A 15,617-nucleotide genomic window follows, 5' to 3' on the forward strand; every position below is an offset into this window, starting at 1 on the left:
CAAACGAACCACGAAAAAACGCCTGCTGCAGAAACAGCAGGCGTTTTTTTACGCTTCATTTGCCAAAAGGCGTTCTTTCATTTCCAGGTAGCGCGTCGTGTAGTACGGTGTCAGCTGGGATTCGCGCAGGTCGTTGCCGAAGGGGCGGCGGCTGATGGAGAGGATAGGGGGGCTCTGGATGCGCTTGGCGACGGCGAAGCCGGCGATGAGGCGCCACCACCGTTCCAGGTCGTCGATGAAGGCTTTGGCCGTCGGGAAGAGCTGATGGACGTCGACGGAGCAGCCGATGTTCTTTTCCAGGGTACCGTCGATGTACCATTCGAGAATCGATTCTGGTGTCGCCCGCTGCCAGCGTTCGACGAAGGCGGCGAAGAGGTAATCGTGATAGGGATAGATGATCGGGTCGCCCTGGCCTTTGGTGATATCCTGTTTGTCCGACAGTTCGGCACTGGGGACGATGTCGATGCTGCCTTGCGGGACGACTTCGCGGTGGAAGACGGTTTCATTGAGATAGCGGGCTAGGTCGTAGACCTGATGCTTCCACAAGTCTGCCGTGGCAGCCAGGTAGCCGGCGCTGTCGCCGTAAAGGGTCGCATAGCCGACGGACAGTTCGGCTTTATTGGCATTGCACGTGAAGACGCCGCCGAACGCGGCAGCGGCTGCGGCCAGGATACGGCTGGATCGGTCGCGGGCCTGGATGTTTTCTTCGATGAAGCTCGTCAGTTCCAGCTGCCCCTTGTCCTGGCCGCCCTGGCTGAGCTTTGCCTGGCTGAACTGGCTCCGCGTCAGTTCCAGGCTGTCCTGGACGGGGACGACCGTATACAGGCAGCCGATGTTGTCGGCCAGTTCCTTGGCCAGGCTCTTGGTCATGTCCGAGTTGTAGCAGCTGGGCATGTTGACCAGGAGGATGTTTTCCGGCGGCAGGACCGTCGCATAGAGGGCGGCGTTGACCGCCGAGTCGATGCCGCCAGAGACGCCGAGGACGACTTTGTGGACGCCAATGGCATCCATGAAGGATTTCAGGCCGTAGTGCAGGCTGGCGTAGATGTCATCGATCTGGCTCTTTTCCGGCTGCAAGTGGGCCGGCGAGACGAAGCGCTGCGTCGTTTCATCGAAATCGACGATGGTCATTTCTTCAGTGAACGGCGTACATTCGACGTGCTGCGAGCCATCTTTCTGGTAGGTGCTGCTGGCGCCGTCGAAAGTGTAGATATTCTTGCCGTTGTTCTGGATGCCCGTGCAGTTGACGTAGATGGCCGGGCAGTGGACCTTGTCGATGGCCTGGCCGAACAGGCGGTGGCGGCGCTGGGTCTTGCCCAGGGTGAAGGGCGAGTTGGAAATGTTGATGAACATATCGATGTCGTACATTTTCCCTAAATAGCTCATGGGCTTGAAGGGATAATTTTCATCCCAGCTGTCTTCGCAGATGAGAGGGCCCATGCGGAATTTCCGGCCGTCGTCGAAGGCAATCTGGACGGGCGACAGGAAGTCTTCTGGGAAGGCGTGGCGTTCCTGGGCGACTTCGATGAGCGATGTGAAGTAGCGGATGTCGCTAAATTCCCGGTAATTGGGCAGGAGCGTCTTGATGTAGAAGGGGTAAGGCGAACGGGCCGGCGAAATCCAGCGGCCATTATAGGCGATGAACATGGCGTTGTATTTCCGCGTCCGGCCGTCGAGGTTGACCCGGTCCGTTTCTTTGGCAACGTTGCCGAAGATGATGGCTATGCCATCCGACAAGGCTTTGATTTCTTCGCCGAAGCGGGCGCAGTCGTCGATATAGTCGGGCTGGTCCCAAATGTCACCGATGAGGTAGCCCGGGATGGCGAGTTCCGGGAAGACGATGAGGTCGCAGCCGGCGGCTTTGGCCTTGGCAATGAAGTCTTTCATGACGGCCGTGTTCTGCCGTGGATTGCCAGGGTGGACGTTTGTCTGGGCAAGTGCTATTTTAAACAAGGAAAAGCCTCCTTTTCATAGGGGAAAATCTATATACTATCTCATCTTATCATAAAAAGGGGCCGGCGAAAAGGCTGTCCCCGGCCAGGGGCGGAAAAGACATGACAGAACGCCGTCCTTGCGGTATACTTATATATACATATAACAATTCAAAGAAGGTCTTCCATGAACACACTGCTTACTATCCTGAATTCCAAATTCATCCAATCGTCCCTGGCCCTGCGCTGTTTATCGACGGCCTGCGAACACCAGGGCGTCGACGTGGCTGTGGCTGAATACACGATCAATCAGAATGTCTATGACATCCTGCGCCACATCGCGTCTTTTCGGGCTGATGCCATCGGCTTTTCCTGCTACATCTGGAATATCGACATGACCTGCCATCTCATCGACTTGGTGAAACAGGTCTTCCCGGACACGAAAATCTTCGTCGGCGGCCCGGAAGTATCCTATACGGCCCGGCAGATCCTGGAAGACTACGAACACATCGACTATGTCCTCCAGGGGGAAGGGGAAGACATGGTGCCGGCCTTCCTGAAATCCCTGGCCGCCGGCCGCGACGGGACGGAAGTGCCCGGCGTCCTGGGCCGCGTCCACGGCGTCATCCAAGGCGATGAAACCTTCCAGGAAGTGGAAGACCTGGACAGCCTGCCTTTCCCTTATGAACACCAGGATTTCCGCGAACTGGACCACCGCATCATGTACTATGAAAGTTCCCGGGGCTGCCCCTTCCACTGCCAGTACTGCCTGTCCGGCATGAACGACCGCGTCCGTTTCCGCTCAGTCCCGCTGGTCCTGAAGGAACTGCAGGCCTTCGTCGATGCCGGCGTCCATCAGGTCAAGTTCGTCGACCGCACCTTTAACTGCAGTCCCGCTCATCATCGGCCCCTCATCGAATACATGATCGGCGTCGATAAGCCCATCAATTTCCACTTGGAAATCGAGCCCGGCGTCCTCACCGATGACGATATCGATCTCCTGGCCCGGGCGCCGAAAGGACGGATTCAGCTGGAAATGGGCATCCAGACGACATATGAGCCGACGCTTCAGGCCATCCACCGCCATAATGACTGGCCGCGCATTACGCACATCATGGAACGCCTCGTCGCTTTGGGGACGATGCACCTCCATCTGGACCTCATCGTCGGCCTGCCTTATGAAGACTACGACCATCTGCGCCAGTCCTTCAACGATATCTATGCCCTCCGTCCGCACAAGCTGCAGATTGGCTTCTTGAAGCTCCTCAAGGGCTCCGGCATCCGCCGCGACTATCCCGGCGATTACCGCTATGATCCCCAGGGGCCGTATGAAGTCCTGGCGACGACGTGGCTGCCTTATGAAAAAGTAGCTTATCTGAAGGTCCTGGAAGACGTCTTTGAACGGACCTATAACTCCGGGAAATTCACATATCTTTTCAACTGGCTCGGCCGCCTCTTTGCACCGGATTATATGAAACTCTACGAAGCCTTGACAGGGGAGTGGCTCGTCCTGCATAATGACCAAAAGGCCTTGTCTGATGAGTCCTTATGTCATTTCCTCTGCCACTGCCTTGAAGAAGTCCTGCCGCTGACGGCAGACCAGAAGGCGTTGGCCAAAGAACTGCTGGCCCTGGATATGCTGACCTTTTTCCGCTTCCGCCTCCAGGCCGGCTTCCTCGGCTGGAGCGAAGCGCCGCGCAGTGAGACCGACGCCATCTTCCGCGACGAAGCCTGGCTGCAGACCTATGCGAAAGACTATCGTTTTACCAACTGGCGCGATATCAAGATGCGCTATCGCATCTGGCCGGCCAGCCCGGCCCTGAAGGCCGAATTGAGCCGCTATGGAGCCGTGCCCGCAGACGATGCCTATGTATTGGCAGAAAAGAAGAAAGACCGGGCCGATTGGTGCCTTATCCCGGTCAAAGGAGAATCATTGTGAACGAACGCTATCGCGTCTATTCGACGTATTTAAAAGAGACTTATGGCGAAAAAGTCTATAAACTGCCTATCAGCATCCCCGATACCTGTCCCAACCGCGACGGGACCCTGGGCGTCCGGGGCTGTGCCTTCTGCGGCTCTATCGGCGCCGGGTATGAAAACCTGCCGGCGACGGTGACCATTGGCCAGCAGATTGAACAGAACATGGCCCACATCAAGCCGAAATACAAGGCCAACAAGTTCATCGCTTATTTCCAGAATTTCACCAACACCTATTTGCCGCCGGACCGTTTCCGGGATTACCTCGTCGCCGCCTGCCAGCCCGATATCGTCGCCTTGGCCGTAGCGACCCGGCCGGACTGCCTCAATAGGACCTATCTGGATATCATGGCCGATATCAAAGAAAAGTACGGCGTCGATATCCTCGTCGAGCTGGGCTTGCAGACCGTAAACTATAAGACCTTGGTCAAAATCAACCGCGGTCATACTGTCGCGGAATACATCGATGCCATGATCATGCTCCGGGCCTATCCCTTCCGGACCTGTACGCACGTTATCCTCGACCTGCCATGGGACACGATGGAAGATACCATCGAAACGGCCAAAATCATCGCTGCCCTCGGTTCCGACGAAGTCAAACTCCACGCCCTGTACATCATCAAGCACACGGCCATGGCCGAATGGTACGCCCAAGGGGATATCAAGCTCTGGACCTGCGAAGAATATGTCCGCCGCGTCGTGGCCTTCCTCGAATACAGCCGGCCCGATACGGTCTTCCAGCGCCTCATCGGCCGGGCGCCGAAAGAAGCGACGGATTTCGCCAACTGGGGCATGGGCTGGTGGCGCATCCGCGACATGATCGACGAAGAACTGGAAAGACGGGACACCCGGCAGGGAGCCCGCTGTGACTACCTGCACGGCAAAGCCGTCCGTAAATTCATGACATAAAGGAGCATCTCATTTTGGTAGAAAAGAAACTGCAATTTTCCGATTTGCGTGAAGCCCGGGCCGTCCTGGGCATGAAAGATGAATTTCTCAAGACGATGCAGCGCGAATTTCCGGACTGCCGTATTGCCGTCCGCGGTGATACGGCCATGATTGTCGGCAGCGAACAGGATGTGGCCTGCGTGACCGAAGTCTTCCGCGTCCTGCGCTACTTATTCCGGGAAAATACGTACTTGACGACGCAGCACGTCCGCTATTCGGCCAGACTCATCAAAGAAGGGCAGTCAGAGGCCCTGCACAACCTTTATGAAGACACTGTCGGCATTTCTGCCCGGGGCCGTCTCATCAAACCCAAGACGCTGGGCCAGAAGCGCTACGTCGATTCCATCCGCAAGAACCTGGTCACTTTCGGCATCGGGCCGGCCGGGACGGGCAAGACCTATCTGGCCGTGACCCTGGCGGCTTTTTACTTGAAGAACCGCGAAGTTGAACGGATCATCCTCACCCGGCCGGCTGTCGAGGCCGGGGAAAAGCTGGGCTTCCTGCCCGGGGACTTACAGGAAAAGATCGATCCCTACCTGCGCCCCTTGTACGATGCCCTGGCCGATATGTTCGGCTACGACCAGTTCCAGAAGATGATCGACCGCAACATCATCGAAGTCGCGCCGCTCGCTTACATGCGCGGCCGGACTCTGGAAGAGTCGTTCATCATCCTCGATGAAGCCCAGAACACGACGCGGGAACAGATGAAGATGTTCCTCACCCGTATGGGCAACCACTCGCGGGTTGTCGTCAACGGCGACGCCACGCAGATCGACCTCGTCGACCGGCGCATGTCGGGTCTGACCGAAGCCGAAAAGATACTCAAAGACGTCCGCGGTGTCGGCATGGTCTATTTCAGCGATGAAGACGTCGTCCGTCACGATATGGTAGGCCGCATCATCCGGGCTTACGAAACTTATTATAAACAAGACCACTGATTGGGGGGATATCCATGAATATCAACATCAATTACGAAGATCCGTCGTTCCAGCATGATGAATATGAAAAAGTCATCGACCGCGTCTGTGAAGAAGCAGCTTTGGTCTACGGCCTGGGGCCCAATGCGGAAATCAGCATCCTCTTGTGCCACAATGATTACATCCATCAGCTGAACAAGCAGTACCGCAATATCGACCGGCCGACGGACGTCCTGTCCTTTGCCCTCAATGAAGGCGAAGACGACGGGTATGACGGCCCGGACACGGCCCTCTTGGGGGACATCATCATTTCTCTGGAAAAAGTCCAGGAACAGGCCGATGAATACGGCCACTCCTTTGAACGGGAACTGGCCTACCTGACCATCCACGGCATGCTGCACATCCTCGGCTATGACCACATGGAACCGGACGATAAAGCCGAAATGCGTAAAGAAGAAGAATTTATTTTACAGCGCCTGGGCTACGTCCGCGAAGGCGAAGAATTATAAGGAGGAGTCACTATATCTATGGAATCATTTAAATCGGGGTTCGTCGCCGTCGTCGGCCGCCCGAATGTCGGCAAGTCGACGCTCATCAACCATATCATCAAACACAAAGTCTCGATTGTCTCCGATAAGGCCCAGACGACGCGCAACCGCATCCTCTGCATCCATACGGACGACGAATGTCAGATCGTCTTCCTCGATACGCCGGGCATCCACAAGCCGAAGCACAAGTTAGGGGAATTTATGGATGAAGCGGCTTACCAGTCCCTGCGCGACATCGATGCCGTCTTGTTCCTCATTTCCGGCAATGAAAAGAAAGGCCCTGGCGACCTCTTCGTCCTGGAAAAATTGAAAGACGTCGGCGTTCCGGTCTTTTTGATCATCAATAAAATCGACGTCATGAGCAAGGAAGAAATCTTGAAAAAGATTACGGAATATGCCGAACTCTATCCCTTTGCCCAGGTCATCCCCATTTCGGCGCTGAAAGGGGACAATGTCGATGCCGTCGTCGACGAATTGCGCAAGATCCTGCCGGAAGGGCCGAAGTATTTCCCGGACGACATGATTACGGACCAGCCGGAACGGCTCTTAGTCGCTGAAATCGTCCGGGAAAAGCTCTTCCGCTGCACCCGCGATGAAGTACCCCACGCCATCGCCGCCTATGTCGAAGAAATGACCCAGCGCGGCAAGAACAAGGTCTATATCCGGGTCACGGTCTACGTCGAACGGGACTCGCAGAAACGCATTGTCATCGGCAAGAATGGCGCCGTCCTCAAAGAAGTGGGCAACCTGGCCCGCCAGGAAATCGAAAACCTCCTGGGGTCGTCGGTCTACCTCGACATCTGGGTCAAGGTCAAACGGGACTGGCGCAACAAGTCGGGCGCCCTCAGTGAATTGGGCTACAAGAACGAGTAGGGGGCAGTACGATGGAAGTACAATCAATCGTCCAATGTCTCCTCGTCTTCCTCATCTGCCTGGCCGTCAGCGCCATCTGCGTTACGGGCAAGTTCGCCTTTGCCCAATTGCGCCGGGAATATCTGGAAGAACTCGTCCGCGATGGCGATACGTCGCTGAAGCCGCTCTTGTCCCTCTATGACAAGCCCATCGTCTTTCTCGGGACGGCCCAGCTCGGCATGGCCTTGTCCGGTCTCATCGCCGGGGCTGCCGGCTTTTGCGGCCTCTATGGTCTGTACGGCCTCCTGGCGCCTTACATCGGCCACACGTGGCTCATCTGGCTCATCGAAATCTGTGCCGGCATCGTCCTCTGTTTCATCCTCTGGGTATTTGGCGAACTCATCCCCAAGTCCATCGGCCTCCAGCGCCCGGAAAAGAGCCTCAAGGCCCTGCGCCGTTTCATCCAGCCCTGGAGCCGCCCGCTCATGCCGTTCATCCTCTTCGGCAACTGGCTGGGCCGGGCCATCCTGGCCGGCCGCGGCCTCGATGTGACCAATGAAATCGACATGGCCCATTCTGAAGACGAAATCCGCATGCTGGTCACGGCCAGCCATAAAGAAGGCAAGATTGATCAGGTCGAAAGCGAACTCATCGGCAACGTCTTCGATTTCGCCGACCGCCTGGCCAAGGAAATCATGGTGCCCCGTCAGGACATCGTCTGCCTCTATACGGAAGATACGATGAGTCAGCATATGCAGACCATCCGCCAGTCGCGCCATACGCGCTATCCTCTCTGCGAAGACGACAAGGACCACGTCCTGGGCCTGGTCCATATCAAGGATATCATGGACCTCTACATCCATAAGCGCAGCAATTTGAATCTCATCAAGCGGCCCATCCTCATGGTGCCGGAAATCATGCCGGCGTCGAAACTCCTGCAGCTCATGCGGACGCGCCGGACCTACCTGGCCATGGTCGTCGATGAATACGGCAGCACCGTCGGCCTCATCGGCCTGGAAGATATCCTGGAAGAACTGGTCGGCACGATCCAGAACGAACACACCCAGGAAAAAGAAGAAATCCAGCCCCTGCCGGACGGTGCCTATGAATTTGCCGGCACGGTCTTATTGGAAGACGTAGAAGAATTGCTGCACATCCCCGTCGAAGACGACGTCGATACGGATACCATCGGCGGCTATGTCTTCAATGCCTTGGGCCATACGCCGAAAGTTCACGATGAAGTCACTATCGGGATGTACCGCTTTACGGTCCTGGAAATGCAGCGGTTCCGCATTGTCCGTCTGAAAGCGGAACCCCTTCCGGAAAGGGAAGGGGCGGGAAACGGAGAGGAAGGAGACGCCGAGGCGGACCATGAGGCGTAGCGGGTATTACGGCCGCAAGCCGTCGCGGTCCTATGAAGGCATCATCCTGACCGTCCGCAAGACCAGTGCCAAGCAGCTCGTCGTCACCGTCCTGACCCGGCAGGCCGGCATCCTCCATGTCCTGGCCCGCCGCAGTACCCAGGGCAAGATGGGTTATGGGACGCTGGCTCCGCTGGCGGAGATGACCTTCGACGTCTTTGAAAAGGATGGCGTCTACACCTTGACGGAATACGACTGCCGCAGCAACAAGCGCCTTCGCCAGCTGACCTGGGACGGCTATGTCTATTCGCAGATCTTCGTCGAAATAGTCCTCTTCATGGCCGGCGGCGAAGCCGACGAAGTCCTGTATAACCTGGTCCGCCTCTACGGCCGGGCCATTGAACTCAAGGACGTCCGCATCGTCACCCTCATCGCCGGCTGGCAGCTCATGGCCTTGACCGGCTTCCTGCCGGACATCGACACGGCCCGCGTCTTCTATCAGGGCCAGGGCTATTGCCAGCAGCCCGTCTATTACATCGACGACGAAATGCCGGAAAACATGAAAGAACTGCCACTGACGCCGACTGTCCGCCAGACCTGGAAGACCCTGGTCCATTATCCCTGGGGAACCGAAAAAACAGTGAACCTGCGCGGATCGGACTTGAAATTCCTGGAAGCCCTGCTCTACAACTACGTAAACCAATGCAGCGAACGCCAGATGAAGACACCGGAATTATTAGTGGCTCGTGGCTAGCGGTTCGTGGTTCGTGGCTAGTGGTTCGTAGGATCGGCCCGCCTGGCTCTCCTGATAGGAGAGCTGTCAGCGAAGCTGACTGAGAGGTTGCTCTTTCAACATAGTTTGTAGCACGGAGTTTGTAGAAGAGGACCCTAAATTTAAAGCCATCCGCTAACCACTAGCAACTAACAACTAACAACTAACAACTAAAAAGAGGTTGTCGCACATGCGGCAGCCTCTTTTTGCTCCCTTCACCGTTTATGCAGCGGGTCGTATTTCCAGTGATGGGCATATTCTTTTAAACTTTCAGCGACGGCGTATTGAGCCGCATCTGTATAGACCATCTGAGCCTCTACCGGCTCTTCCCAGATGGGAGACGGCCATTCGCGGGGCGGCTCGATGTAGTAGAGCAGAAATTCTTTGACCTTTTCGATGAACCATTCTGGCAGGCGGGGATGGAATTTCTTATAAAAGATGAATAAGTGGATGTGGTTGGGCATGACCGTAAATTCTTTGATGATGGCAATCTGGTTGTTCCGCTGCATGGCTTTGAGGGCCCGCGTCGCAGCCATGCCCCAGTCCGTCGGCTGCCAGACATGCTGTCCCTGATGGCGCCGGACTTTCCCTAAAGTCTCTTCCTTTTGGTACGTACAGAGCGTGATGAGCTGGTACCGGGGAACGGTGGAGAATGGTTCCAGCCATGAGGGGATAGAAAAAAACGGTCTGTGATACATGGGACTGCACCTCCAAGATAACAAAACCTTTAAAACAAGCTGTGTCGTTGCTTCGATTGTACCGGACAATTATGAGAGGAATATTAAAAAAAGGGAGAACTTCATTAAAAAAAGATTAGAACTTGTTTTTGCTGGACAGCGTGGTATAATAAAAATATTTTCACTTCGTGCACGTTGTGCAGAAAGGACGATTCTATGGTTCGCAGTATGACTTCGGGCAATCCCATCCGCCTCATCCTGGCTTTTACCGTGCCCCTTTTGATAGGAAACGTTTTCCAGCAATTCTATAATATCGCCGACATCATCATCGTCGGCCGGACCATCGGTGTCAATGCCCTGGCTGCTGTCGGTGCCGTCGCGCCGGTCTTCATGGCCGTCTTTGGTCTGACCATCGGCTTGTCGTCCGGTTTTTCCGTCATCACAGGCCAGCGCTTCGGCGCTGAAGATATGGACGGCGTGCGCCGGTCTGTGACGACGTCAGCCATGCTGGCCCTGGCTTTGACGCTTCTGCTGACCCTTGGCGTCAGCCTGGCCATGCCGCTCATCATGCGGCTTATGAACATATCTGATGTTTTATACGACGATGCCTATCATTATATGCTCATCGTCGTCCTCGGCCTGGTGGCCATGATGAGTTATAATCTCCTGTCCTGTATCTGCCGGGCCCTCGGCGACAGCCGGACTCCACTCTATTTCCTCATCGTGTCGTCCCTCTTGAACATCGCCCTGGCCTTGCTGTTCATCGTCGTCTTTGGCTGGGGCGTTCCCGGTTCGGCCATCGCCCTGGTCATCGCTCAGGCCGTTTCGGCCATACTCTGTCTGTGTTTCATGCGCCGCCGTTTTCCCATGCTGCGCCTGACCCGGGCCGACTGGGCCTTCGACTGGCCCTTTGCCTGGCAGCACCTGCGCCTGGGTCTGCCCATGGCCGTCCAGTTCCTCATCATCTCCATGGGCATCCTGGTCCTCCAGTCGGTCTGCAATACTTTTGGACCCGAAACCATTGCCGGCTTCGTATCGGCGACGAAAATCGAACAGCTGGCCTTGCAGCCCATGATTTCCTTCGGCATCGCCATGGCCGTCTATTCGGCCCAGAACTACGGCGCCAGCCAGTACGGCCGCATCCGCCAGGGCGTCCGCCAGTGCTCCCTCGTGTCCCTGGCGTTCTGCCTGGTCGCAGCCGTTGCCATGTACAGCTATGGGCGGGAACTCATCAGCGTCTTCACGACGGACCATGACGAAATCCTCATGGAACAGGCCTTCCTCTATCTGAAGATGTCCGTTCCTTTTTATATCTTCCTGGGCCAGATTTTCGTCTACCGCAACGCCTTGCAGGGCATGGGTATTTCCAGCGTACCCCTCATCAGCAGCATCCTGGAACTGGGCGGCCGCAGCGTTTCGGCCCTGGTCCTGGCCGCCATGTGGGGCTACTTCGGCATCTGCTGTGCCAGTCCCATCTGCTGGGTCATGGCCTGCCTGTTCACAGGCGGCTCCTACTTCTGGGTCATGCACACCATGAAAGCCAAAGGTGTTGAGAGAAGAGTGGAAGCATAAAGGTTCTACTAACCCCTAGCCACTAACAATTTAAAAACCTTTACTAAAAACTACAAACTGCAAACTTAATACTCAAAAAGGGCTTGTCGTCGTGCGACAAGCCCTTTTTTTCTATTCAAACTGATTGACTAATTCTATGAGTTTTTCTTTATGCTGCGGATACCATTCGTCGTAGGACTGGTTGGCATCGAGGAGTGCCTGGTTGAGGGCCAGGAAGAAGTTCGGCAGGTGTTCGATGGTGATGACGCCGATCTGTTCGCCCATGACGCCTTTGCCGATGGCGTAGTTGCCGCCGGCGTATATGTTGAAGGCCGGTTCCATTTTGTCGCCGACTTTCTTGCTGGCACCGCGCAGGCCCAGGGGAGCCAGCTGCTGGACCGTGCAGTTCGACGGACAGCCCGAGAAATGGCATTTCGGCAGGAAGTGGCTGTCGATGCCGCGGTCTTTGAACATCTTGGCCAGTTTGACGAAGGTGCCGTGAGAATCGCGCAGGCCCTGCTGGCAGACCGTCGCGCCGATGCAGCTGACGGAATGTTCAAAAGTCGTCGTCGCCGTGTCGTCGGCCGTAAGGGCTGCGATTTTGCGGGCTTCGTCGGCTGTGAGGTTGATGATATAAGCCGTTTCGTCGGCGTTGAGACGGATTTCAGCGCCTTCCATGGTCTGGAGCGTCTTCAGCAGTTCATGGAAGACAGCTACTTCCGGCGTGCCGCCCAAAGGCTTGTATTCGACGTAATAAAGACCTTCCTGTTTCTGTTTGCCAATGCGGCCATTTTCGAGGATGCTGTCGTCGGCACCGCTCTTGGCCAGGGGCGTTTCTTCTTCAATGGTCAGGCGGTAATCGTCTTCAGCCTTGGCTTTCGTTACGGCATCGCGGACGGCCTGACGGAACGCATCGTCGCCGAGCTTATTGAGGATGAAGCGCGAACGGTTCTGGCCGCGGTGTTCATAGTCGCCGTATTTCATGTAGACGTCCCGGCCATAGCCCAGGATGTAGTAGGAAATATCCAACGGAGCGACGCCTTCGTCGATGAGGATGCCGAAGCGCGAGCCGTTGAGGCCGAAACCGCCGCCGGCATAGACATCAAAGGTGTGGTCCGGACGGGCCACGAAGCCCAGGTCCTTGAAGGTAGCGTGGCCTTCGTTGTCGAGACCGCTGGAGAAACTGATCTTATATTTTCGCGGCAAGTTGAACTTGGGAATACAGTTGATGACGAAATTAGCTGCTGCCTTGATGTACGGCGTCATGTCGAAGTATTCGCCCGGAGCGACGCCGTGGAGCGGACTGGCCGTGATGTTACGCGGGTTGTCGCTGCCTGCGCCGACGCAGTAAATGCCGTGGTCGAAACATTCCTGATAGAGGTCGAGGACTTCTTTTTCGTTCAGGTGGTGGAGCTGCAGGGCTTCACCCGTCGTGAAGTGGATGAGGTCGATGTCATAGCGGTCGAGGACATCCTTCAAAAAGGCGATGTGTGCCGGTTCGATGGCACCACCAGAAAAACGCAGGCGCAGCATGTTGCTATGGGCCCCCCGTTCGCCATAGCTGCCGAACTTGCCCGACGTGCCCTTATATTTGGCCGGCGGCAATTCCTTGGCATAAAAAGCCCGCGTCGCTTCGGCGAACTGCGGGAAACGGCTGCGTATTTCTTCTTTTGTTTCCTTCGTGATCTGAGTCATTTCATAAACACCCCTTAATTAATTCTAGTTCTTAAAACTATACTAGATTTGTGTCTTATTATAACAGACTTTTTTAAAGAGGGCAAAAAGATTCGCCAGAAATTTGCCTTTTGTTGTATTTTTGTTTAATAATATAGTGTAAAATATAACAAACTTAGAAAGATTAGGAAAGATTAGGTGAGTGTTATGAAACTCCGGGACTGGCCGCTGCGCAAGCGCCTCCTTTTTTCCAACTTCATCATGATTTTCATTCCTGTCCTGTTTACGGCTGTCGTCAGTATGGCCATCTTTTTGGCCCTGCAATTCGGCAATATCAATCGAGCCAATATCATTTCCTTCATCTGGCCAGAGAGCGGGCAGAACATGTCCATCCAATTCGAGCTGAGCCGCCTCCGCGTCCGGGCCGACCAGTATCATGGCGACATGGGCCGTCTCCTCCAGGCTGCGGACCATTTGGAAGACCAAGGCCTCAATGTGTCTATTTGGCGCGATAAGGAAGACCTTTACGATACGGCTGGCATCGACAAGGTGTACCTGCGCCAACAAGTCATGGCCGGCCATCGCCAGGGTCATGCGGACTTCAACTGGACTGGCGAAGGCCTGCGCTTTTACTATATTTCTCCTCATACGGACATCCATTTGGCCGTTGCCGGCGCCGTACCGAGTTATCCTGAAAACGAGTACATCGACTTGTCGTCGAAGGATATTTTGAAAATCGCCTTTTATGTCCTGACTATCCTGACTATCTTGCTGACCATCCTCGTCGGTCTGAAGCTGTCGCGATGGATGGCAGGTCAGATTGTCGATCCTGTCGAAAGGCTGCGCAATATGGCCGATGCCATCAGCCAGGGCGATTTGGATCATCCCGTCCCAATCTTATCGCACGACGAAATCGGCGATACGTGCCAGGCTTTTGAAAAGATGCGCCTCCAGCTGCGGGCAGCGCGGGATACGCGGAAGAAATACGACCAGAACCGCAAAGAACTCCTGGCCGGTATTTCCCATGATTTATCGACGCCTTTGACAAAAATCGAAGGCTATGCCAGCGGCATCCTCGACGGTATCGCCAATACGCCAGAAAAAGAACGCCATTACCTGGACATGATTGTCGATACGTCGCACCACATGGCCAGCCTGGTCCGTACACTCTTCCTCTTTTCCAAACTTGACCTGGGGCAGGTCCCTTTCCATTGGGAAAATGTTGACATCGCTGCATATTTAACGGATTATATCAGTGAACAAGCTGACCATTTCCATCAGCAAGGGCTGGATGTGACTTTCCAGTCCTCCCTGACAAAGGCCGTTATTTCCATAGACCGCCAACAATTCCAGCGGGTCATAGAAAACATCCTGGGCAACAGCTTGAAGTACAAAGACCAGGCCGTCGGCCATATGGCGATTACCTTGACTGAGAGCGGGGAAGGGGAGTACCTGCTTTCTTTTGCCGATGACGGCTGCGGCGTCGCAGAGAAGGAATTGCCGAAACTCTTTGAAAGTTTCTACCGCACTGACAAGGCTCGGACCAATGTTGCCAAGGGAAGCGGCTTGGGATTGGCTGTGGTCCAGCAGATTATTCAAGCCATGAAAGGGAAAATCTGGGCCCAGGCGACAGTGCCTAAAGGCCTGACTATTTGCATTTCTTTACCGAAAGGGGAATCACATAGATGAAACGTATCTTGATTATTGAAGACGATCAGGGCATTGCCGAATTGGAACGGGACTACTTAGAAGCCAATGGCTTCAGTACCGATATCGCCGCTGATGGCAAAACAGGCGAAGCGAAAGCCTTGGGAGAGGCTTACGACCTCATCTTGCTGGATATCATGCTGCCTGGCCGGGATGGCTTCCAGATTTGCCGTACCATCCGTGCGACGAAGGATATCCCTATCCTCATCGTATCGGCCCGGCAGGAAGATATCGATAAAATCCGCGGTCTCGGCCTCGGCGCCGATGACTACATCGTCAAGCCTTTCAGCCCGAATGAACTCGTAGCCCGGGTGAAAGGCCATCTGGCTCGGTATGAACAGCTCACATCCCGTGAAACCCATCGTGACGTCCTGCGCTATGGGGATTTGGAAATCGACGAAAGCGGTCACCGCGTCTTTGTCAAGGGGAAGGAAGTGGCCTTGCCTAATAAGGAATTCGAACTTCTCTTGTTCTTCGCCAAGAATCCGGACATCGTCTTCAGCAAGGAAACCCTCTTCGATCGCGTCTGGGGCAGCGAGGCCCTGGGGGAAACGGCCACCGTGTCGGTCCATGTCAACCGCATCCGTGAAAAAATCGAAGAAGATACGGCCAACCCCCGCTATATTGAAACGGTATGGGGCGCAGGCTACCGCTTCCGAAGCTGAGTTGACGGATTTTTTTTAGTCCTTTCTCGCTTTATTG

The 15,617-nt window shown here is 55.2% G+C and carries 13 protein-coding genes; 10 read left to right on the forward strand and 3 right to left on the reverse strand.

Annotated features, from left to right (window positions below; translation table 11 throughout):
* Positions 1-48 precede the first annotated feature (48 nt).
* On the reverse strand, positions 49-1,953 hold the full coding sequence (nadE, locus tag C6362_RS08600; RefSeq protein WP_014017049.1) for an NAD(+) synthase: 1,905 nt from the start codon (positions 1,951-1,953) through the stop codon (positions 49-51).
* A 165-nt stretch (positions 1,954-2,118) separates the two neighbouring features.
* On the opposite strand from nadE, the gene C6362_RS08605 reads away from it, so the two are divergent.
* The 7 genes from C6362_RS08605 to recO are packed head-to-tail and all read left to right on the forward strand — an operon-like array spanning position 2,119 to position 9,288.
* Positions 2,119-3,870, forward strand: coding sequence for a B12-binding domain-containing radical SAM protein (locus C6362_RS08605; RefSeq protein WP_014017048.1), 1,752 nt, complete (start codon positions 2,119-2,121; stop codon positions 3,868-3,870).
* A complete protein-coding gene (locus C6362_RS08610) occupies positions 3,867-4,817 on the forward strand; it encodes a TIGR01212 family radical SAM protein (RefSeq protein WP_014017047.1) in 951 nt (316 codons plus the stop codon). Before C6362_RS08605 ends, C6362_RS08610 begins: the two co-directional genes overlap by 4 nt.
* A 14-nt stretch (positions 4,818-4,831) precedes the next feature.
* Positions 4,832-5,794 carry a PhoH family protein gene (locus C6362_RS08615; protein ID WP_014017046.1) on the forward strand — a complete coding sequence of 321 codons (963 nt, stop codon included), beginning with the start codon at positions 4,832-4,834 and terminating at the stop codon, positions 5,792-5,794.
* 14 nt (positions 5,795-5,808) lie between these two features.
* The gene (gene ybeY, locus C6362_RS08620; RefSeq protein ID WP_014017045.1) at positions 5,809-6,282 is read left to right on the forward strand and encodes an rRNA maturation RNase YbeY; all 474 of its coding nucleotides are present in this window, start codon (positions 5,809-5,811) and stop codon (positions 6,280-6,282) included.
* Between the two features lie 18 nt (positions 6,283-6,300).
* Positions 6,301-7,194: a GTPase Era gene (gene era / locus C6362_RS08625; RefSeq protein WP_014017044.1), complete on the forward strand. Its 894-nt coding sequence runs from the start codon at positions 6,301-6,303 to the stop codon at positions 7,192-7,194.
* An 11-nt stretch (positions 7,195-7,205) separates the two neighbouring features.
* A complete protein-coding gene (locus C6362_RS08630) occupies positions 7,206-8,555 on the forward strand; it encodes a hemolysin family protein (protein WP_014017043.1) in 1,350 nt (449 codons plus the stop codon).
* Complete coding sequence (recO, locus tag C6362_RS08635) at positions 8,545-9,288, forward strand: DNA repair protein RecO (protein WP_014017042.1); 744 nt, start codon at positions 8,545-8,547, stop codon at positions 9,286-9,288. The genes C6362_RS08630 and recO overlap by 11 nt, the downstream gene beginning before the upstream one ends.
* A 233-nt stretch (positions 9,289-9,521) precedes the next feature.
* Here recO and C6362_RS08640 read toward each other — a convergent pair whose 3' ends face one another.
* Positions 9,522-10,004 (reverse strand): transposase, encoded by a 483-nt coding sequence (locus tag C6362_RS08640; protein ID WP_014017041.1) that lies wholly within the window; start codon positions 10,002-10,004, stop codon positions 9,522-9,524.
* Positions 10,005-10,199: 195 nt separating this feature from the next.
* Here C6362_RS08640 and C6362_RS08650 point away from each other — a divergent pair, with 195 nt between their 5' ends.
* Positions 10,200-11,555 carry an MATE family efflux transporter gene (locus C6362_RS08650; RefSeq protein ID WP_014017040.1) on the forward strand — a complete coding sequence of 452 codons (1,356 nt, stop codon included), beginning with the start codon at positions 10,200-10,202 and terminating at the stop codon, positions 11,553-11,555.
* A 111-nt stretch (positions 11,556-11,666) separates the two neighbouring features.
* Here the strand turns inward: C6362_RS08650 and C6362_RS08655 are convergent, their stop codons facing one another.
* The gene (locus tag C6362_RS08655; RefSeq protein WP_014017039.1) at positions 11,667-13,229 is read right to left on the reverse strand and encodes a nitrite/sulfite reductase; all 1,563 of its coding nucleotides are present in this window, start codon (positions 13,227-13,229) and stop codon (positions 11,667-11,669) included.
* A gap of 186 nt (positions 13,230-13,415) precedes the next feature.
* On the opposite strand from C6362_RS08655, the gene C6362_RS08660 reads away from it, so the two are divergent.
* Both C6362_RS08660 and C6362_RS08665 read left to right on the forward strand, forming a co-directional pair.
* On the forward strand, positions 13,416-14,897 hold the full coding sequence (locus C6362_RS08660; RefSeq protein WP_041647322.1) for a sensor histidine kinase: 1,482 nt from the start codon (positions 13,416-13,418) through the stop codon (positions 14,895-14,897).
* Entirely contained in the window at positions 14,894-15,580 is a 687-nt protein-coding gene (locus tag C6362_RS08665) for a response regulator transcription factor (protein ID WP_014017037.1), read from the forward strand. The genes C6362_RS08660 and C6362_RS08665 overlap by 4 nt, the downstream gene beginning before the upstream one ends.
* Positions 15,581-15,617: the final 37 nt, after the last annotated feature.

It is taken from the genome of Megasphaera elsdenii DSM 20460 (genome assembly GCF_003010495.1).
GTDB classification, from domain to species: Bacteria; Bacillota; Negativicutes; order Veillonellales; family Megasphaeraceae; genus Megasphaera; species Megasphaera elsdenii.

What these genes read in the sequence shown, in the direction of transcription:
- C6362_RS08650 (WP_014017040.1), top strand. Translation starts at nt 10,200, where the DNA reads ATGGTTCGCAGTATGACTTCGGGCAATCCCATCCGCCTCATCCTGGCT.
- C6362_RS08605 (WP_014017048.1), top strand. Translation starts at nt 2,119, where the DNA reads ATGAACACACTGCTTACTATCCTGAATTCCAAATTCATCCAATCGTCC.
- C6362_RS08640 (WP_014017041.1), bottom strand. Translation starts at nt 10,004, where the DNA reads ATGTATCACAGACCGTTTTTTTCTATCCCCTCATGGCTGGAACCATTC.
- ybeY (WP_014017045.1), top strand. Translation starts at nt 5,809, where the DNA reads ATGAATATCAACATCAATTACGAAGATCCGTCGTTCCAGCATGATGAA.
- era (WP_014017044.1), top strand. Translation starts at nt 6,301, where the DNA reads ATGGAATCATTTAAATCGGGGTTCGTCGCCGTCGTCGGCCGCCCGAAT.
- C6362_RS08655 (WP_014017039.1), bottom strand. Translation starts at nt 13,229, where the DNA reads ATGACTCAGATCACGAAGGAAACAAAAGAAGAAATACGCAGCCGTTTC.
- recO (WP_014017042.1), top strand. Translation starts at nt 8,545, where the DNA reads ATGAGGCGTAGCGGGTATTACGGCCGCAAGCCGTCGCGGTCCTATGAA.
- C6362_RS08660 (WP_041647322.1), top strand. Translation starts at nt 13,416, where the DNA reads ATGAAACTCCGGGACTGGCCGCTGCGCAAGCGCCTCCTTTTTTCCAAC.
- C6362_RS08630 (WP_014017043.1), top strand. Translation starts at nt 7,206, where the DNA reads ATGGAAGTACAATCAATCGTCCAATGTCTCCTCGTCTTCCTCATCTGC.
- C6362_RS08665 (WP_014017037.1), top strand. Translation starts at nt 14,894, where the DNA reads ATGAAACGTATCTTGATTATTGAAGACGATCAGGGCATTGCCGAATTG.